Source organism: Bacteroidota bacterium (assembly GCA_016715425.1).
Classification (GTDB): Bacteria; Bacteroidota; Bacteroidia; order Chitinophagales; family BACL12; genus JADKAC01.
The window spans coordinates 1,230,920-1,251,973 of sequence record JADKAC010000005.1; the positions used below are offsets into that span (position 1 = coordinate 1,230,920).

At 34.4% G+C, this 21,054-nt stretch carries 16 protein-coding genes; 5 read left to right on the plus strand and 11 right to left on the minus strand.

Annotated elements, in window-relative coordinates:
* Window positions 1-4 precede the first annotated feature (4 nt).
* Complete coding sequence (locus IPN31_11185) at window positions 5-1,840, minus strand: gliding motility-associated C-terminal domain-containing protein (protein MBK8682446.1); 1,836 nt, start codon at window positions 1,838-1,840, stop codon at window positions 5-7.
* A 103-nt stretch (window positions 1,841-1,943) separates the two neighbouring features.
* Between IPN31_11185 and IPN31_11190 the strand changes: the two genes are divergently transcribed.
* Entirely contained in the window at window positions 1,944-2,912 is a 969-nt protein-coding gene (locus IPN31_11190) for a N(4)-(beta-N-acetylglucosaminyl)-L-asparaginase (GenBank protein MBK8682447.1), read from the plus strand.
* Here IPN31_11190 and IPN31_11195 read toward each other — a convergent pair.
* Window positions 2,909-3,946, minus strand: coding sequence for a quinone-dependent dihydroorotate dehydrogenase (locus IPN31_11195; protein ID MBK8682448.1), 1,038 nt, complete (start codon window positions 3,944-3,946; stop codon window positions 2,909-2,911). The genes IPN31_11190 and IPN31_11195 overlap by 4 nt on opposite strands.
* Before the next feature lie 180 nt (window positions 3,947-4,126).
* Between IPN31_11195 and IPN31_11200 the strand changes: the two genes are divergently transcribed.
* Together IPN31_11200 and IPN31_11205 are read left to right on the plus strand one after the other, a co-directional pair.
* Window positions 4,127-4,888, plus strand: a complete 762-nt coding sequence (locus IPN31_11200) for a hypothetical protein (protein MBK8682449.1) — start codon at window positions 4,127-4,129, stop codon at window positions 4,886-4,888.
* Between the two features lie 114 nt (window positions 4,889-5,002).
* Window positions 5,003-5,764 carry a hypothetical protein gene (locus tag IPN31_11205; protein MBK8682450.1) on the plus strand — a complete coding sequence of 254 codons (762 nt, stop codon included), beginning with the start codon at window positions 5,003-5,005 and terminating at the stop codon, window positions 5,762-5,764.
* Between the two features lie 76 nt (window positions 5,765-5,840).
* On the opposite strand, the gene IPN31_11210 is transcribed toward IPN31_11205, so the two are convergent.
* Both IPN31_11210 and IPN31_11215 read right to left on the minus strand, forming a co-directional pair.
* A complete protein-coding gene (locus IPN31_11210) occupies window positions 5,841-6,554 on the minus strand; it encodes a PorT family protein (protein ID MBK8682451.1) in 714 nt (237 codons plus the stop codon).
* Window positions 6,554-7,678 (minus strand): hypothetical protein, encoded by a 1,125-nt coding sequence (locus tag IPN31_11215; GenBank protein ID MBK8682452.1) that lies wholly within the window; start codon window positions 7,676-7,678, stop codon window positions 6,554-6,556. Before IPN31_11215 ends, IPN31_11210 begins: the two co-directional genes overlap by 1 nt.
* Window positions 7,679-8,001: 323 nt before the next feature.
* Here IPN31_11215 and hscA point away from each other — a divergent pair, with 323 nt between their 5' ends.
* Complete coding sequence (hscA, locus tag IPN31_11220) at window positions 8,002-9,849, plus strand: Fe-S protein assembly chaperone HscA (protein ID MBK8682453.1); 1,848 nt, start codon at window positions 8,002-8,004, stop codon at window positions 9,847-9,849.
* Here the strand turns inward: hscA and IPN31_11225 are convergent.
* The 5 genes from IPN31_11225 to IPN31_11245 all read right to left on the minus strand — a co-directional run bounded on the left by IPN31_11225 (window position 9,842) and on the right by IPN31_11245 (window position 16,688).
* Window positions 9,842-10,441 carry a riboflavin synthase gene (locus IPN31_11225; GenBank protein ID MBK8682454.1) on the minus strand — a complete coding sequence of 200 codons (600 nt, stop codon included), beginning with the start codon at window positions 10,439-10,441 and terminating at the stop codon, window positions 9,842-9,844. The two genes, hscA and IPN31_11225, sit on opposite strands and share 8 nt — an antisense overlap.
* A 5-nt stretch (window positions 10,442-10,446) precedes the next feature.
* Window positions 10,447-13,164, minus strand: coding sequence for a gliding motility-associated C-terminal domain-containing protein (locus tag IPN31_11230; protein MBK8682455.1), 2,718 nt, complete (start codon window positions 13,162-13,164; stop codon window positions 10,447-10,449).
* Window positions 13,165-13,274: 110 nt separating this feature from the next.
* Entirely contained in the window at window positions 13,275-14,021 is a 747-nt protein-coding gene (locus IPN31_11235; protein MBK8682456.1) for a succinate dehydrogenase/fumarate reductase iron-sulfur subunit, read from the minus strand.
* A 45-nt stretch (window positions 14,022-14,066) separates the two neighbouring features.
* A complete protein-coding gene (locus IPN31_11240; GenBank protein ID MBK8682457.1) occupies window positions 14,067-16,004 on the minus strand; it encodes a fumarate reductase/succinate dehydrogenase flavoprotein subunit in 1,938 nt (645 codons plus the stop codon).
* Window positions 16,005-16,010: 6 nt separating this feature from the next.
* Complete coding sequence (locus tag IPN31_11245; protein MBK8682458.1) at window positions 16,011-16,688, minus strand: succinate dehydrogenase cytochrome b subunit; 678 nt, start codon at window positions 16,686-16,688, stop codon at window positions 16,011-16,013.
* 224 nt (window positions 16,689-16,912) lie between these two features.
* On the opposite strand from IPN31_11245, the gene IPN31_11250 reads away from it, so the two are divergent.
* On the plus strand, window positions 16,913-18,169 hold the full coding sequence (locus tag IPN31_11250) for an asparagine synthetase B (GenBank protein MBK8682459.1): 1,257 nt from the start codon (window positions 16,913-16,915) through the stop codon (window positions 18,167-18,169).
* 123 nt (window positions 18,170-18,292) lie between these two features.
* Here the strand turns inward: IPN31_11250 and IPN31_11255 are convergent, their stop codons facing one another.
* Together IPN31_11255 and IPN31_11260 are read right to left on the minus strand one after the other, a co-directional pair.
* The gene (locus IPN31_11255) at window positions 18,293-20,200 is read right to left on the minus strand and encodes a hypothetical protein (GenBank protein MBK8682460.1); all 1,908 of its coding nucleotides are present in this window, start codon (window positions 20,198-20,200) and stop codon (window positions 18,293-18,295) included.
* A 12-nt stretch (window positions 20,201-20,212) separates the two neighbouring features.
* A complete protein-coding gene (locus tag IPN31_11260; GenBank protein ID MBK8682461.1) occupies window positions 20,213-21,028 on the minus strand; it encodes a purine-nucleoside phosphorylase in 816 nt (271 codons plus the stop codon).
* Window positions 21,029-21,054 lie beyond the last annotated feature (26 nt).

Here is a 21,054-nt window from a genome sequence, read left to right on the forward strand (position 1 = left end):
TATTTTATCTCACCAAAGTAAAACTTCCTGATTTCACTTTCTCAATTCCATCTTCTGCATAGCGCAACAAATAAGTATAGCTTCCCATTTCAGAATCATTGTAATTATGTTTTCCATTCCAGCCTAATGTATAATCATGCGTTTCAAAAAGCAAATTTCCCCATCTGTCGTAAATAGATAATGAAATAAAATCTGAGCAGGGTTCGCATAACACAGTAAACCAATCATTAATGCCATCATCATTTGGAGAGAATGCATTTGGCACTGTCATCACTTCACAAGAAATAACATTTATTGAAGCAGTTTTCTCAGTACATAAAGTAGTTGAACTCACAGTATAAATTCCGGGTGTATTTACTTGAATTGTTTGCATTGTTTCACCGGTATTCCAGTAATAATTTGGTAACACTGCACCTGCATCTAAAATTACAAAAGGCTCAAGTAAAGTGCACAATAAAATTTCCTCTAGTAAATTAAATTCTGTCAATAAATACGGATCTGAAATAACAGTAAAAGTATGTGAGTATGTATCGCAATCTTTTGAATACGTTAATGTATAATTTCCATCTGAATTCACCGTAATTGACTGTGTTGTTTCTCCGCTATTCCAACTATAATTATCAAAACCATCGGGTCCATTTAATTCAGCATTGCCGTTTACTTCACAAATTAAAAGTGTATCATCTAATCCAATTGCATCTGGAACAAATTCAAAAACAGAAATTGTAAAAGTATCGGTGAAAGAACTGCAACCACCATACGCATGTAATATATAAGTCCCTTCACTTGTAATCGTAATATTTTGTGTTGTATCTCCCGTATCCCAAATATATACTGTATATATAGGTGAGCCTTCGATAATGTATGGCAATTCAGTATAACAAATTTCCTGATAATCCTCCGAGGTATAATTTGAATCAATATTAAAAACAACATAGGCTGAATCATAAAATACACCACAAGAATATTCGGCAATAACACTATAATTTCCTGTTTCATTTACCGAAATGGAAGCAGAAGTATCGCCTGTATTCCACAAGTAAGAAATACCACCTTCATACATAGTTAATGTAAGTGTTTCGCCTGCGCACAAAATGGAATCATGTAATACATTAATTGCGGTAAGAGGTGTTACTAAAAAATCATCATATACATAATAGGAATAAGCGTTTGCAACGGAACCAACAAATTCTATATATTCTGTTTCACCATCATTAAAAAAATTGCCAATAGTAATCCACTCTTCACCACCTTCAGCAATATATACACCGGACACTTTTGTCCATCCTAGAGTATCTGTAATAAAAGAGCCAAGAGGATTAAAAATTTGCGGCTCTAATTCCAATGTTTCATAATCAAGTTCACCACCACCCAATGGTCGTTCTACTGATATATACAATCCAATTCTATCTGTTGCAACACTTCCTAAAAATCCGTCCACAGTTTCAGCAGGAGCAGTATAGTATTCTACATAATAGCATTCCTCTGCAATCATCGGTTCAATGAGTTCTACCTGAATATATTCACGATAATGAAATGATTGGTAAAATGCATATCCTCCTGCATAGGCAACCCCCGTTCGGGCAGGTTGATAGTTCATAAAGTAATTTGCAGGAATATCAACATAGGATGCAAGAGTTGCGCACTCATTGAAATAATCAGAACTTCCTCCGGTAGGTCGTATCCAATTTTCAACAAACGTATTTGTATTGTATTCAACACCTGAATATGCAACCGGACAAAGTGCATAATTTTCAAAACCCGGATTAGGTACAAGATTTATTTGAGCCTTGACAAACCCACAATATAAAAACACAATGAGGAGTAAATATTTGTACATGTATGTAAGTTATATATAAAGATAATTTTTTATCACAAACAAAATTGTTTCTTTTAATGAGAAAGAAATAAATAAGTTTAGATTTGAAAAAATTCATAATGCTATGACTAGCCGAAGAAATTTTATTAAACAAGCTGCATTAGGTGGTGCGGGAATTTTTTCTTTACCAAAAATTGCATTGCCATCACCAATTATGAATAATCCTCCTATAGTAATTTCTACCTGGAATTTTGGTATCTATACGAATGAAGCTGCATGGAAAATATTAAGTACAAATGGCAGAGCATTAGATGCAATTGAAAATGGAATTCATGTTGCAGAAAATGATTTGCATTCTACTTCTGTTGGTCTTGCGGGTTATCCAGATAGAGAAGGTCATACCACTTTGGATGCATGCATTATGGATGAAAATTATAATTGTGGTTCTGTAATTTTTTTAGAAAAAATAAAACATCCAATTTCTGTAGCAAGAAAAATAATGGAAACAACACCGCATGTAATTCTTGCAGGAAGTGGTGCTCAACAATGGGCATTGCAAAATGGATTTGAGTTGGATGATTATAAAAATCCGGAAGCAGTAAAAGCATATCGGGAATGGCTAAAAACATCGCAGTATAAACCAGTAATTAATTTCGAGAATCATGATACAATTGGTATGGTTGCGATGGATGCAAATCAAAATTTATCAGGTGGATGTTCTACCAGCGGAATGGCATTTAAAATACGAGGGCGTGTTGGTGATTCACCAATTATCGGTGCAGGATTATATGTAGATAATGAGGTAGGTGCATGCACATCTACGGGTGTGGGTGAAGAAGTAATTCGCATTGTGGGTTCTCATCTTGTTGTAGAAAAAATGCGTGATGGTATGACTCCGCAAGCAGCATGTAAATATGCGGTTGAACGCATGCTTAAAATTAGAAAAGAAGCGAGTAAAGAAATTCAGGTAGGATTTATTGCAATTAGTAAAAACGGTGAGTATGGTGGTTACGCAATTCAACCGGGATTTAATTATGCAGTCTATACCGAAGCAAATGGCAATATTTTAATTGATGCGCAATCGTATTATTAAATTGCTTTCAGAATATTTTTTACTAATGCAGGGCCTTCATAAATCAATCCTGAATACACTTGTACCAACGATGCGCCTCTATCAAATTTAGAATTTGCATCATCGCCATTTAATATTCCACCTGCACCTATTAAAACCAAATCCTTACCTGCAATTCTGCGCACATACCATAATACATCGTTTGATTTTTTTAATAATGGTTTCCCGCTTAATCCACCGGCTCCTATTATTTGAATTTCTTCATCAGATGTTTTCAATCCACTTCTTTCAATTGTAGTATTCGAAATTATTAATCCGGTTAATTGTGTTTCTTTCACCACCGATATAATATCATTCAATTGTGCATCAGTAAGATCAGGAGCTATTTTTAAAAACAAGGGTTTCTTACCCAGTTTATTATTTAAATCCTGCAATTGTGAAAGGATATATTTCAAAGGTTCTTTTTCCTGAAGCTCTCTTAATCCGGGTGTGTTTGGGCTACTCACATTCACCACAAAATAATCAACGTAAGGATGTAATTTTTCAAAACACTTATTATAATCTTTCCAAGCATCAGCGTTGGGAGTAATTTTATTTTTCCCAATATTTCCTCCTATAATTAATTTATATTTTTCTCTTGCAGTAATTGTTTTTTTATGATTCAGATTTTTCAGCATCACTTCTACTCCATCATTATTAAATCCCATACGATTTATTAATGCTTTATCTTTTGGCAAGCGAAATAATCGAGGTGTATCATTTCCACTTTGTGGTTTCGGTGTAATTGTTCCTACTTCAATAAATGCAAAACCAAGATGCGCAATCAGCGGAATATATTCTGCATTTTTATCAAAGCCTGCAGCAAGTCCAATAGGATTTTTAAAATGCAATCCCGCAACTGTGCGATTCCATTTTGAATTATCAGGAACAAGTGTTGCATCACTTATTGCAGCATATCCGGGAATAGCAAGCGCAGTTTTTAAAAGTGAAAGCGTAAGATGATGCGCTTTCTCAGGATTGATTTGAAACAGTAAAGGTTTTAGCAGTTGATACATTGGGCTTAAAGTTAAGTAGCAGAGGGCAAAGAAGGAAGGGCGAATGTGGTGAAGTTTGAAGTAGAGATTTATAGAATATGGGTTGTTACTTTTCATTGCTTTCTGACAATAACTATTTTAAAAGTCAATAGTTATTGTCGTTTTTATTTTCATATTTGACGTCGAAAAAAATAAACCATTATGAAGAAAACGCTATTGATGTTTTTTACTTTATCCATTGGGCTTTTATCGTTTGCACAAAACTCAGTTGTATTGTGTGAAGCATATAATGAAGAAGGTAAAACAACCGGAGTAGGCGACATCTGGTATATACAACCCGATGGAGCTAAAATTAATATTGTATATAAACAAGAAGAATTAATTACAGAACCAATACAATTACAAATCAATAAACTTAATGAATCTACCGAAGCATTTTCCACTTATACACTTGTAGATATGGTAACTCAAGAAGGTAAAAATTGGGCAGTGAATGAATACCAATTAATAGAGGCTGGTAAATACCAAATTATAGTGATGCTAGGTAAAAAGGAATTAGCAATTAATTACTTTGAAATATCTATTTTATTAAATTCCGAAGAAAAAAGTTATTATGAAATAGATATGGACAATTATTATAGATTTGCCACTACTTCAATTGGCACTTCTATTTCATCTGAAGGAAAACTGGAAGGGAAAAGCAATGAGTTTATTTTAGGCGATAATGATAAACTCGAATTGGTAATTCTTGTAACGAATGAAAGTAAATTTGCTACGGATAAATTAATTATAGAATTGAGGGGTTATGAGGATAATCCTATTGACGAATTCATGGCTAATGTGGATCCAAATTGGGATGAAGTGAATTTTCCTATCACATTTTCAAACAAAGGATTTTTTTATATTGATATATTTACTGAAGATTATACTTTCATTAATTACACTTCTATCACCATCAAATAATTTTATTTGAATGCGCATTTCCAGCTGTAAATAAAATAGCAATAAATATTCGATGTAAAAGAATACTGAATATGGTTTCTAATTAAAATATTTAATAATAAAAAACAACACACTATGAAAAAGACTCTATTACTTTTTTTGACTTTATCGTTTGGGCTTTTAGTACTTGCACAAAACTCAGTTGTATTATGTACTTCCTATAATGATGATGGAATTACTGCCGGCATTTTCGAGCAATGGGAAATAGAACCCACTGGTGGATATATTTATTTGGTATATAATCAAGAAAAAATAATTAAAGACCAATTGCAAGTGCAAATGGATAAGCTGGATGAAACCACAGGCAATTACGTCGCATATTTTACTGGAGATATGTCAATGCAAGAAGGGAAAAATTGGGCAATGTATGATTTAGGTTTTTCTGAAACAGGTAAGTATATTATTAAGGTGATGAAGGGGAAAAAAGAATTGGCAAATACCAATACAGAGATATTTCTTCAGAAAGCAGACAAAAATATTTCAAATACAGGTGCGATTGATACTTACTATTATGAAAATTCTGTTATCAAATTTGGAACTTCTGAAACAGATGAAGGATTACCTGTAGGAGAAAACACAGAGTTTAGTTTAGGAAGTAATGATTCCATCACATTGCGGATTTTTCTAACAAATGATAAGGTATTTGCAACAGACAAATTCTATGTTGATGTGTATGATAATGAAGATGATTTAGTAGATGCCTTTACAATTAAAATTGACCCTGATTGGGATCAAGTAAGATTTAATCAATGGTTTACTAAAAGAGGTGAATATATAATTGATATTTTCAATGCGGACGATATTTTTATAAATAGTGGAGAAGTTACGATCAAATAATTTCTCACAAATAATCGATAAATATTTGTTTACTATTTTCGAATTTCAATGAGAAAATGAAAAGAGGAAAATATTGTTATTCTCCTCTTTTTTCTTTTGCTTTTGTTGCACCAATAGGTATTCCTACTGCGAGATAAAGGGAACGATTAAATACATCCGGTTCTGAATCATCTATTTTAATATCAATCATTCCATAATAATAGCGTACGGATAAATTCATTCCATTACCCTTTAGCATCCTGTAACCAATACCTGCAACAATACCTGCGTCCAAAGGATGATATTGCTTTTCTATATCCAATTTATACTTTAAATCTTCAGGCTCATTCACCTCTTGTGTAAATTCATCAAACGCCTTATTCATCAAACCTAATTGAATACCAGCTTCTGCATAAAAATGACTTGGAAGCATATATTTTGCCAAAACGGGCACATTAAAATAACGTAAGTTGCGAGATACTTCACCACCGATAAAAGCTGAGTCGAGCAATGCATCATTTACAGAATAAGGATTAATTCCGTTAGCTCCTAATGGAGATTTTACAATTACACCTGTATGAATCATCCAATTATTTTCTAATTTAAAATCGAAATAAAATCCCAGATGAAATCCGGTAATTGACTTAGAACCATTCAATCCATTTAATGCAGAAAAATTTGCACCACCATCCAGACCAAATTCTATTTTTCCCGTGTTAAGTAAATCACCAAGAAGCAGTGAAATAATTACTTGACCTTGTGCAATACATGCAGAAATTGAAATACAAAATAAGAGAAATACCTTTTTCATTACAGTCCAAAACGATATTGCAATCCTCCAATAAACTGTTGTCTTGAACCAAGAAAACCAAATTCACCACGAATCATCCAATGTTTATTAATCTGATATTGAGAACCCACTATAAAATTCCATTTATCTTTTGGTCGTTTATCAAGAGAATATTGAATGGTTGAAGTAGTTAGATTATTAACGGCAGATGATGCACCATCTAATAATTGTCCTGCAGTTTCCAGTGACTGATTAGCTCTATCATACTTTGCTTCATTCAAAGGATTGTTTTGTTCAAGCTCTGATAAACCATTCCACCATTGATCAATTTGTTGTTGTGAATCTTCCACTTTCATATATGCATCATCCAGATTTGCTCCTATGTTTTCAGAATCAATAACATCACTTAAATTCAATGAACCGTTAGTACCTGAATTTAAATTTAGTCGAAACCCTCCTACCCATATTGCAACATTTTGTTCCGGCTTTTTAAATCTGAATGTTTTACCGAAACGAGGACCGAATACAAAAGCAAATGCAGGTTTATCCAGTGCATCAATATCACTCCATGTAAAATTCATATCCAATGCAATCCATCCACCACCAACACCAATAGTAGGGGTTATTCCAAATCCAAATGAAGTAGCATCAAAATTTGCAGTGGTTTGTGTAGATAATATCTGATTATAATTACCAGAAGAATCCGGAATATAAATACCATATCCCACATCAGTGGAAGGTGTTGATTTAGCAATAATGCCATACACATTTAAAAACGGTAACACCCAAATATCCGGACGAATATTTATTGCCGAAGCGGTAGATTGTGCATTATCAAATCGCACTATATTATCAAGATCATACATGGGTCCATTATTAAAACCTACTTGCAGATTTTCAATAATCAGATCAGATTGCTGCCAGAGATAATTAATTCCAAGACCTGCAGAATATGGAAGTTCAAATCCTTTATTCGTAACTTTTTGTCCCCAGATAGGAAGTATATAAGGATAATCTGAATTTTTAATACTATCGGCAATACTCATATTCTTTTTGCCTACCACTTTATCAGCACTCACTTGCGCTTGCAATTGGGATGCTGTAAAAAATAGGATTATAAAAACAATGCTGACAAGAAATTTCATGCTGTTGATTTTGAAAATAATAATAAGCTGCAAAAGTAGAGATTTATTCTTGCTGGGAATTAAGGAGATGTTAATATTGAAAGTATAATCAGAAATGTAAAACTCTCAATTGTAAAAATTTTTTAAGAATTGTAGAAAAAATAATTTAAATGAACTTCAATTCCAGTTACTATTTAGTTGAAAGCTTGTAATAGATTATTTATATATCAAACCCCAATGAACCTTTCCACAAAATAGGTATTTAAATTAGTCAAAAAGGTAACGTTTAGAACATGATCCTCAATATCTATATTCTTACCTTTGCAAAGCATACAAAAAAAGAAATGGCGCAGATAGCAATAAATTTAAAAGAAGGCAAGATTGAGAAGGAAGAAATAATTGTTGGAATTGATTTGGGTACTACCAACAGTTTGATTGCAATTATTGACAAAGAAAGCGGTAACCCGATTGCATTGAGAGATGATTCGGGTTATGCAATTGTTCCTTCAATAATTCATTTCGCTAACAACGGCGAAATCGTTGTCGGCAATAATGCAAAAAAGCATTTAATTGAAGAACCACAAAATACTATTTACTCTGTAAAAAGATTAATGGGAAAATCTTATGGAGATGTAGAAGGACAAATTTTCGGATACAAAATAATTGACGACAATACCGAAAGTCTATTGAAAATAAATGTGAATGATAAATTCTATACCCCTACAGAATTATCATCGCTTATTTTAAAACAATTAAAAGCAAGAGCAGAATCTGTTTTAAAAAAAACTATTTCAAAAGCAGTAATTACAGTACCTGCATATTTTAATGATGCACAGCGGCAAGCAACAAGAGATGCAGGAAAACTTGCAGGATTGGATGTGTTGCGCATTATCAATGAACCCACCGCTGCAAGTCTTGCTTACGGCATTGGAATTTCGGCAGATGAAGAAAAAATAATTGCAGTGTATGATCTTGGTGGTGGCACTTTCGACATCAGTATTTTACGGATTCACAATCAGGTCTTTGAGGTTTTGTCAACGCATGGGAATACGTATTTAGGTGGCGATGATTTTGACCGTTTGATAATGGAATATTGGTTGAAAGAAAATAATTCTGCTATTGAAAAATTAGATGAACATCAATTACAAGAATTAAGATTATTAGCAGAGGAAGCAAAAATATTTTTAAGTGATAATGCCAATTTTTCTGCAACTACTTCAAGTTTAACATGTGAAATATCCAAGGCAACATTTGAATTACTTATAACACCTTTAATAGAAAAAACAATTACAAGTTGTAAGCAGGCATTGCGTGATGCAAAACTAAAAACCACCGATATAAATACAGTAATTATGGTTGGTGGAAGTACTCGCACTCCATTTGTAAAAGAAACTGTTTCCACATTTTTTGGACAAGCAGTAAATGATACTTTAAATCCGGATGAAGTGGTGGCACTTGGCGCTTCGGTTCAAGCAGATATTTTAGCAGGAAATCAAACGGATATGTTGCTGTTGGATGTAACACCTTTATCATTGGGATTAGAAACTATTGGTGGTTTAATGGATGTAATTATTCCACGCAATACAAAGATTCCTTTCTCGGCCGGAAGACAATACACTACTTCTGTGGATGGACAAGTGCAAATAAAAATTGCAGTATATCAGGGTGAAAGAGATGTGGTGCATGCAAACAGAAAATTGGGAGAATTTATTTTAAAAAATATTCCCGCAATGCCGGCAGGATTTCCAAAAGTGGAAATTGTGTTTCAATTAAATGCGGATGGTATTCTTACGGTTAAAGCAAAAGAATTAAGATCGGCAACAGAACAATCCATTGAAATAAAACCACAATACGGTATTTCAGAAGAAGACATGGCGCTAATGCTAAAAGACTCGTTATTGCATGCAAAAGAAGATATGAATAATCGTGCATTAATTGAAGCAAGAACAGAAGCAAAAATGCTGGTGGATACAACAGAAAAGTTTATTGTAAAAAACAAACAACTGATGTCTGAAGAAGAAATTTCAGAAACATCAAAATTGATTAATACATTGAAACAAAATCTGGATGCTACTGATAAAGATGAGATTTATAAAGCTCTGGATAATCTGAATGAATTTACAAAACCATTTGCTGAACGTATTATGGATATGGCTATTGCTGATGCGATGAAAGGGAAAAAAATTAATTGAGATTGTTATAGTTTCCAAACATTCTTACAAAATATTTTGCAAGAATATCGAATTCCACATTTACACTTTCTCCAATTTTAATTTGCGATAAATTTGTATGCTCCCATGTATAAGGAATTATAGCAACAGAAAAATTTGTTTCGCCCACATTTAATAAAGTAAGGCTCACTCCATTTAATGTTATTGATCCTTTTTCAACAATAAAATTTCGAAATGCAATATCAATTTCAAAAGTTAATAGCCAACTCCCCTGCTGTGAAATACTATTTTTTAATACCGCAGTTGTGTCCACATGACCTTGCACAATATGCCCATCCAAACGTTCGCCTAATTGCATAGATCGTTCTAAATTTATATTACTTCCTATTTGCAGAAAACCTAAGTTGGATTTAATTAATGTTTCTTCAATTGCTGTAACTACATGTGTAGTATCTGTAACTTTTACAACAGTGAGGCAAACACCATTATGCGAAACGGATTGATCAATTTTAAACGTAGTGGAAATAGATGATCGAATAGTGATGTGCAGATTATTTTCTTCTTTATTCAAATCTGTAACGATGCCTGTTGCCTCAATAATTCCTGTAAACATGAAGATTATTTATCAGCACGAATAAGATGAATATACCCGCTTAATGGTTTCTCAAGTTTACTTACGCCATTCACTGTAATTTCATAGACATCGCACACATAATAATAAGTACCCTCCTCCAAATCTTTTCCTGAATTAATATCTGTTCCATCCCAATTGAGAATTGGATCTGTTGATTCAAAAACAAGAGCACCCCAGCGATTAAAAATTTGCATATTCACATGATCAATAAAACGATAAGGCAATACAGGCGTATATAAATCATTGGCGCCATCACCGTTAGGAGTAAATACATTTGGCAATATATAATCAGAACAATTGTCCACGCAAACTTTGTTGCTCAATACACTTTCATTATAAAATGAATCAATAGCAACTACAGCATAACAACCTGCAAGAGACTCCAAATTTTTATGCGAGTATTCAATATTTTCTGCACCTTGCACACTATCTAAAAATGCGAATGTTGCACTTTGAGTAGTCGCATAATAAATGTAATAACCAATCACATCATCGGCACAAGATAAATTCGGATTAGTCCATGAGAGATCATTGCGCAAATCAGCAGGATCAAAACTTGGATCATCGGTATCACAAATATTTGTAACAGTTAATACAGGTGCACAAGGCAATTCATTATCAATAGGAGTTTCACATTTTATTTGCGAATAATTAATTAATGTATCCGCAGGTAAAGATTCCGCAGTGTAATTTCCAAATCCTTTAATGCGGTAACATTGCTCTACACCATTCGCTAAATTCATATCGGTATATGCGGCGGTTTCTACCGTTGCAATGGAATCAAAATTTCCAGAACCGATAGGTATTTCTTTATAAACATCATATTTAAAATTCGTCCACGGCACATTAAAATTCCAGGATAAAATCACTTTATTATCCGCAGGAGCTGATGTTAAATAAATAGAAGATGCACTTGTAGATGTCCCCAATAAACCTTCACTTGTTATGAAATCAATTGTATATGTGTAAGGATTAAATACAGTATTTAAAAAAGTATCTACAAAAGAAGTATCAGTAATAGAAGTAAAAAATGGATAATCGAAAGTAGCAATTTCTGTTTCAGAACCACTCGCATCAAAACCTTCATAGCGTTTAATCACATATTGATAAGGTCCGGGATTTTGAATTGTATCTAAATCAATTGCATCGGGATTATACCATTGCAAATACATAGAGCCATTCTCAACGTCGGTTGTATTTACACTCACATGATTGATAATTGGCAAATCTCTTTTCAATTCTGCACAAGCACCATTGGAAGGATTACTGGAAACTCTGTTGTAATAAAATGTTGGAACAATATCACTGTTCTCTGCAAATTCAGCTAAAATTCGATAACTATAAATCTGACCATGCACAACATCAAAATCTGTGTAACTATGATTGACATATACACTATCCAACAATTCATAGTCAGTGCCTTCTAATCCACGCTGACAAATATCAAATTCAGAAGTATCGCATGCTGTTTTTCTCCAAACAGTAAAGCCAATAAAATTATCGCTGTTATAACATTGATATAAACTATCCCATTGCAATTGAATTTTATTACCCTGAGGTTCGGCAGTAAGATTTAATGGTGGCGGACCTACCACATAAATTATCCATGATCGTTGATAAGTAAGCGGTTGTGGTGTTACCCCAAGTTTATAATCATCTTGAACTTTAAATATTACCTGATAAAATTCTTTACGCACATGTTCACATTCTGTTTCCCATTGGAAAGTTCCATTCACTGAATTTATGGTAGGTGTTGAAATAAAAGTTGCCGGACTTATATCAACAGTAAAAGGACCACCTGTGGCAGTAAGTGTAAGCTTTTGACCTATATCCGGATCATTTGCGGTAATCAGTTTAATCAAATCTTCGCCGGCAAAAACGCAGGTATCTGCAATCATCTCAATAAATGGCGCATGATTCGGATTGTCCAACACTTCAATTTGCATATCTCTACTGACTGAACCCACAAAAATGCCATCACGAAATTCCTCAATCAATATTGCGATAACAAAAATTCCGGGGACACAAGGCACTTCCCAAACTACATCGCCGGTAAGCGAATCTATTGTAAATGTATCATCACAATCGGTATATTCATCTGGGTATTGATATCCGGGTACATTAATGCCCGGTGCCTGTCGGGGAACAATTAATGAAAAACGCAATGCATCTCCATCGGGGTCATAGGCTCCCGGATTATGGGTAAAAGTTTCACCCACATTTGCATAGTCTATCGGGTAATTGGTAAGCTGAACAGAACTATTATTGCCAAATAATAAAGCATCCGGCATTGTCAAAATGGTTTCTAAATAAAAAGGCACGTTTACAGAACCTTCAATATTGTTAATACCATCTACCCTATTGGGATCTTGCATATAAATAGTATAAGAACCTTCAGCGGCGTATTGATGTGAACGGGTATATTTATTTTGTTGAATTGAGGATGTAAGAACTAATATTGAGGAACGGATTACAGTATCAAAAACGCCATCCCCATAATAGATGATAAGTTCATTTCGGTCTGCTGGAGAATTGGGGTCTGTATAAGTGGTAATTGTAAAATCAAAAGTGAGATCTCCCTGATAGATATAAGTAATTTCCCCTGCCCGATTATGTGTTGCCAATAATGTTATTGGAATAAATACCAGTGTAATTAAGGTAAATAAAATTTTCAGGGCGCTGTGTTGCATGTTATTTTTCAATGCCACCAAGTTACGAATATTTGTAGAGCGCACATTTCAAGATTGTGTAAAATGATTTTAAGAAACGCTTTAAAGCAAATGAATTGCCGGAAAATGTCAATATTAAAATCCTATTCCGCTTTAAAACTTGCCCTTAAAAATTCACGATTCAACTTTGCAATGTTTGCTACGGAAATACCTTTAGGACATTCCGCTTCACAAGCAGAAGTATTGGAACAATTGCCAAAGCCTTCATCATCCATTTGATTAACCATATTTAATGCACGGGTCATGCGCTCCGGTTCTCCTTGAGGCAATAAAGCTAAATGCGCCACCTTAGCAGATACAAACAACATAGCAGATGAGTTTTTACAAGCGGCAACACATGCACCACAGCCTATACAAGCAGCCGCATCCATCGCCAAATCAGCCTTATGTTTTTCAACCGGTAACGCATTTGCATCCTGAGCCTGTCCGGTTCCAACAGAAATAAAACCTCCTGCCTGAATAATGCGATCGAAAGCAGAACGGTCAATACTTAAATCTTTAATTACGGGGAATGGTTTTGCACGAAATGGCTCAATGGTTATGGTCTCACCCTCTTTAAAATTGCGCATATACAATTGACAAGTGGTAGAAAGTTTTTGTGGACCATGTGCTCTGCCATTAATATACATACTGCAAGTTCCACAAATACCTTCACGGCAGTCATGATCAAAGGCAACCGGGTCCTCACCCTTTTTCACTAAAGTATTATTAAGTACATCCATCATCTCCAAAAAAGAGGTGTCGGAGCTAATATCATCTATTTCATAATTCACAAGCTTTCCACTTGCATTTCCATTTGCCTGTCTCCAGACTCTGAGTTTAAATTTCATCTTCGTTCAGTTTTGTACTTACCAATAACCAATTTAATTCAGGTATTATTTATAGCTGCGCACAGCCAATTTAATATACTCATATTGCAAAGGCTCTTTATTTAAAACAGGCTCATTGTCAATACCTTGAAACTGCCATGCTGAAACATAGCTATACTCTTCATCACGCCTTAATGCTTCGCCGTCTTCAGTTTGATATTCGGTTCTGAAATGTGCTCCGCAAGATTCCTCTCTGTCGAGTGCATCCCTAATCATCAATTCACCCAATTCAATGAAGTCAGCTAATCGAGCTGCTTTTTCCAATTCCGGATTCATTTCATCTGCATTACCCGGCACATATACATCTTTCCAAAATTCTTCCCGTAGATTTTTCACCAAACCCTTTGCCTTCGTAAGTCCTTCTGCATTTTTTGACATACCGCAGTAGTCCCACATAATTTTACCCAGTTCTTTATGAAACTCATCTACTGTGCGACTGCCTTTTATGCTGAGTAATTTATTAATAGTATCTCTTGCTGATTTTTCCGCTGCATCAAAAGCAGGATGATCCGTTGGAATTGCTTTTGTAAAAATTTCTCCTGCAAGATAATTGCCGATAGTGTAAGGTATAACAAAAAATCCATCTGCCAATCCTTGCATTAAAGCAGATGCACCAAGTCTGTTTGCACCATGATCACTGAAGTTTGCTTCACCCAAAGCATATAATCCCGGAATGGTTGTCATCATTTCATAATCCACCCATAAACCACCCATAGTATAATGCACTGCAGGGTAAATGCGCATCGGTACATCATACGGATTTTCTGCAGTAATATGCTCGTACATTTCAAAGAGATTACCATATCGAGATTCAATCACATCTTTTCCAAGACGTTTAATGGCATCTGCAAAATCCAAATACACAGCCAGTCCGGTATCTCCTACTCCACGTCCATCATCACAAGCTTCTTTAGCAGCACGACTTGAAATATCACGAGGAGCCAGGTTTCCAAAGGATGGATATTTTCTTTCTAAATAATAATCTCTTGCTTCTTCCGGAATATCAATTGCACGTTTGCGTTTTTCACGAATTGCTTTAGCATCTTCTATAGTTTTTGGTACCCAAACTCTGCCATCATTTCTTAAACTTTCACTCATCAAAGTAAGCTTACTTTGATAATGACCACTAACAGGAATACAAGTAGGATGTATTTGAGTAAAACAAGGATTGCCAAAGTATGCACCTTGCTTATACGCTTTCCATGCAGCCGTAACATTACAACCCATTGCGTTTGTGGAGAGAAAATATACATTGCCATAACCACCGGTGCACAACAACACAGCATGACCGAAATGTCTTTCCAACTCGCCGGTAACAAGATCTCTGGCAATAATTCCTCTGGCTTTTCCATCAACCATTACCAACTCAATCATCTCATGTCGGGAATATTGCTTCACATTTCCCAAACCAATTTGACGACTCAATCCTGAATAAGCTCCAATCAATAATTGTTGTCCGGTTTGACCACGGGCATAAAACGTTCTGGAAACCTGTGCCCCTCCAAAAGATCTGTTATCCAAAAGTCCACCGTATTCTCTTGCAAATGGAACACCTTGCGCCACACATTGGTCAATAATATTTACGCTTACTTCTGCAAGTCTGTGCACATTGGATTCCCTGCTTCTGAAATCACCACCTTTCACGGTATCATAAAACAAACGATAAACACTATCGCCATCGTTTTTATAATTTTTTGCAGCATTAATTCCTCCTTGAGCAGCAATGCTATGCGCACGTCGGGGAGAATCCTGAAAGCAAAATGTTTTTACCTGATATCCCAACTCAGCAAGTGAAGAAGCAGCAGAAGCACCGGCTAACCCCGTTCCGACTACAATTATTTCTAATTTGCGTTTATTAGAAGGGTTCACCAATTTCACTGACGATTTAAAATTCGTCCATTTTTCGGCCACCGGCCCAGAAGGTACTTTAGAATCTAAACTCATAATTAATTATTGAATCCATCCAAAAAACATTGTTACGGGCATCATTGCAAATAATATTGAAACTATGATGCTATAAGCAATACCAATATTGGTAATTAGCTTGGTGTATTTTAATCGTGTTAAACCCAATGTGTGAAATGCAGATCTGAATCCATGTATTAAATGCCAAAGCAGTGAAGTAACACCCAGCAAATACACAATCACGATCCATCCATGTTGAAATACTGCGGTCATTTCAATAAACAAATCACCTGTACCATCCGCAGTTTCCTCTAAGCCTGTTATTCTACTTACCCACCAGAAATGTTTAATGTGAATAATCAGAAATAATAAAATGAGTGTCCCCAACAAAGTCATGCTTCTGCTATACCAAGTACTGTTTTGTGAAGGAGAATTTACTTGATAACGAATTGGTCTTGCACTGCGGTTTTTGGCTGCAATTAATAAGGCTTGAATGATATGCAGGAAAAATCCCAGAAACAAACCTATTTCCATGGTTCGGATAATAATATTGGTACCCATAAAATGAGCAGCTTTATTAAAAGTAACTCCTCCATCATTAAGAAATATCAGCGAATTGACTCCGCAATGCACTGCTAAAAATAGTATCAGGAATAAACCGGTGATACTCATTACGAACTTCTTACCAAGAGAAGAAGTGATAAAATTTCCAAACCAACTCATCCTTTACAATTTTTGAATATCGCAAATTTAAACTACGAAGATTGGAAATGAAACTTAATATTGTTTTGATTGATAACATTTTTAAAAACCACCTGTTACAAATGTTGTTTAAAACAAATGATAATTGAATTGAAACTGATATAATCTATCTACAGAACTTCTTCAATGAAATACAATACAATGATATAGGTTGATTATACGTTAGTTTTGTTGGATTGAAAATCATGAAAAAATTAATACTCACATTTACATTTTTGATAGTTGCAAAATTTATGTTTGCTTCATATCTGTTGATTCCCATGGATGATACACAGAAAGAACATCTGAAAGCTTACGGACTTACTTATTGGGTTTTGGCAAATGGTGGTAAAGCGGATTGGTTATTGAATTATCGTGGAGGCAGTTTTTGCTTTCAATACTTTGAATCTTTTGAAAAAGAATGTTTGATTCGCAATATCAGTTATGAAGTAATTCCGGATTCCAGATATAATGCAATTGTAAAAGAAATCAGTAATCCGGAAGTGAATATGGATGTCATGAAATTGGAAACTGCTCCAAAAATTGCTGTCTATTCACCTAAAACAAAACAACCCTGGGATGATGCAGTTACTTTAGTTCTGTCTTATGCGGAAATTCCTTACACTGTTATTTATGATGAAGATGTATTGAATGGCGACCTTCCAAAATATGATTGGCTGCATTTACATCACGAAGATTTTACCGGACAATATGGAAAATTCTGGGCCTCTTATCGCAATCAAGCATGGTATCAAAATCAGGTAGAGGAAAATGAAACGATTGCAGCGAAATATGGCTATAAAAAAGTTTCTGAATTAAAATTAGCAGTGGCACTTCGCATCAGAGATTTTGTTTCTGGCGGCGGATTTTTATTTGCGATGTGTTCTGCTGCGGATAGTTATGATGTTGCTTTAGCGGCAGAAGGTGTAGATATATGTGATAATATGTTTGATGGAGATCCATCTGATCCGCAAGCTCAACAAAAATTAAATTACGACAACACATTTGCGTTTAAAGATTTTATTATCTCACGCAATCCTTACGAATATTCTATTTCAAATATTGATGTCTCGCAATCAAGAAAAATCCCGAAGGAACAAGACTTTTTTACGTTGTTTGAATTTAGCGCAAAATGGGATCCTGTTCCAACTATGCTTACGCAATGTCACCAACGTGTGATTCCAGGTTTTTATGGACAGACAACGGCTTTCCGCAAAGATCTTATTAAATCGAATGTATTGATTCTAGGTGAAACAAAAGTTGCCAATGAAGCGAGATATATTCATGGTGAATTTGGCAACGGAACCTGGTCATTTTATGGGGGTCATGACCCGGAAGATTATAAGCATTATGTGGGTGATCCTCCAACAGAACTTATATTACATCCCAGCTCTCCGGGGTATAGATTGATATTGAATAATATTTTATTTCCGGCGGCAAAAAAGAAAAAACAGAAAACGTAATTAATTGGCTATTGGCAGTTAGCTATTGGCTTTTAGCAATTGACTTTTGGCGGTTAGCTATTGGCGGTTGGCTTTTGGCTGTTGGCTTTGGGAGAATTTCTACAATAATTTATTTCTTCCTCATCAATAATACAACTGCCAGTTGATACCAATTTTAAATGTGCGATCCTGCATCGGATATCTCGGTGCTTCATAATAACCACGATCAAAAAATCCCATACTCAGGTTATCAAATTTTAAAAAGAAACGCAATGCTTTTATATCAAAATTGATAAACACATCCACCACAGGTGTAAAATCCAATTTGGTATTATCCTGTAAATAGAATTGTCCGTTCACAATATTATATCCATAACCATAATAATTAGATGCATACCAAACATCTACACCGGTCTGAATTATCAATGCGGATTTAAATAAATTATGCATGAAATAAAAAGAATGATTAGATGCATATACCGGAAAATTTTTTTTAAAATCACTTAAGAATTGCACCTGGAAAAAGTTATCTAAATAGAAATAACCAAATTTAAAATGCTGCTTCAATTGAAATTGTATAGATTGAAATGCTTTTGTTTCCTGAAATGGCAATGCCGTAGAATCATAAAATATATAATTATCAAAAATGGAATAACTAACGGTGAGCGCAGAAAATAATTTAGGCACATCTGCATACACACCAAAATTTATTGAACCGATATCCTTAAAAGTATTATCCCAACGATAAGCAAATCCATCATAATGTTGCTGCATCCAATCGGGTGCTATTTTTTTATAAGATGCTAAAATGCCGGAGGTAAAAAATTCTGACTGATTATTTAAGGAAGCACTTATAGAAAAATCATTATGAATTACATCCATTCCAATTTTACCATTTAAAAATAATCCTTCCAAAATATTTAAATGCATTTCAGCGGCAGGGATTAAAAAATTTTTATTGTACGAACCCGAATTATCGGTAAGATTATAGGATTGTTGTTTAATTGAAAACTCCCATAAAAGAGGTAAAGAATCAGGATCAAACAAATGCAAATTTCCAAAGGAAATATAGTTGTAAAATCCATCTACATCCGAAACATCTCTGAGTGTATCTGCATCAGAATAAATTATTGGATAATAGGTATCATCCATTGTTGCATCTTTAAAACTATAGCCAAAATTTGCAGCACCAAATCTGTGCATCAATTGTGTTGTTGGTGTAAATATATTTAGTGCCGTTGTATCATCAATCCATTTCTCTTCTGATTTTCCAAAATCATAAGTATGTGTTAATTGCCCCTGAAAACTCCACCATTCCGTAATTGCATTATCTCTATAAATTTCTGCAAGATAACGTGGTCCTTCATATCCATCAAATAACGAATCAACAGAGATACCACCGTTTTCTTCGTTGTCTAATTCATTAAAAATAAAACCGAGATACACTTTATAGCGATCATCTTTTGTACGCCACGAAACCGTGAGATCTGCATTGCTATAAGATTTACGTTCTCTCAAATAAAATCCTGTTGCAATAGGTTTATCAAATCCCAATGCAATATTTAATCGTGGTGTAATATTTTGAGTATGATGAAACCGAATCCATTGTTCGCCTTTAGTACCGAGCAAATAAAAGATTTCAGTAAAGGGAGCATTTGTGCGATAGTATTTTAAATTCTCCATTTGATTTTGATACAATGCAATTGAATTGCGACCTAAATCAAAACCCAACTCTCTGTCGAAAGAAAATAATCTGTTGTAATATGGTGCTCCTAAATTGGTGAGATATGCAAAAGGAATATCTTGATTGCGAGCAGGATTAAATTTCTGCATTTGCAATATTGATGTATCCTCACCTACATATTTACTCCAATTATTTTGAGTAAAATATTCGGTGTTGCGTTCACCTGTATCAGAGAAATAAGTTTGCGTAGTATCAGTTTCCAATGTATCAATTTGTGCATTTAGAATTGCACTATCGAAAAACAAAATCATTGCAAAAAGAATACAAGAATAATTAAAACGGATAGTATGCTTTGCTTTGCGAATCAATTGATTTTTTTCTTAGAGTGATCCAATTAGTTTTCGCAAAATAGTAGTCATCTTCGGCTCTGCTTCTCTTGCAACTGCAATTACATCTTCCACAGTTACCGGTTCAATTTCTTCTAAGGGATAACCTTTATCAGTAATTACAGAAAGCGCAAAAACAGGTAAGCCCATATGCACACATGCAAGTACTTCAGGCACCGTACTCATGCCCACTGCATCACCACCTATAATATGCAAATAATTATATTCTGCAGGAGTTTCTAACATCGGTCCCGGTACACTGATATATACACCTGTATGACATGATATAGAATGTTGTTTTGCAATTGCTTCTGCTTTATTAATTAAGTCGATATCATAAGCACGAAATAAATCTGGAAATCGTGGACCTAATTCATATTCATTATATCCAATTAAAGGATTAGATGGTTGCAGATTTATATGATCTCTTATAATCATTAAATCACCTTTATTAATATTTCCATTTAAACTACCCGCAGCATTTGAAATAAAAATGGATTTAATTCCTAACTGTTTTAAAACTCTGACAGGAAACACCACTTCTTCCATTGTATAGCCTTCATAAAAATGAAATCTGCCTTGCATGGCAACTACTTTTTTATTTTCCAACATTCCAAAGATTAGTCTTCCTGAATGGCTTTCTACCGTTGAAACTTGAAAATGCGGAATATTAGAATAATTTATTTCATGCTTCACTTCAATATGAGATACAAGGTTTCCAAGTCCGGTACCTAAAATAATTCCATACTCAGGTTCAAAGTTTGTTCGTTGTTTAATAAATCCAACTGCTTCGGATAATTGTCGAATCAAGTTCAGCATAGTATATTCATTTCCGG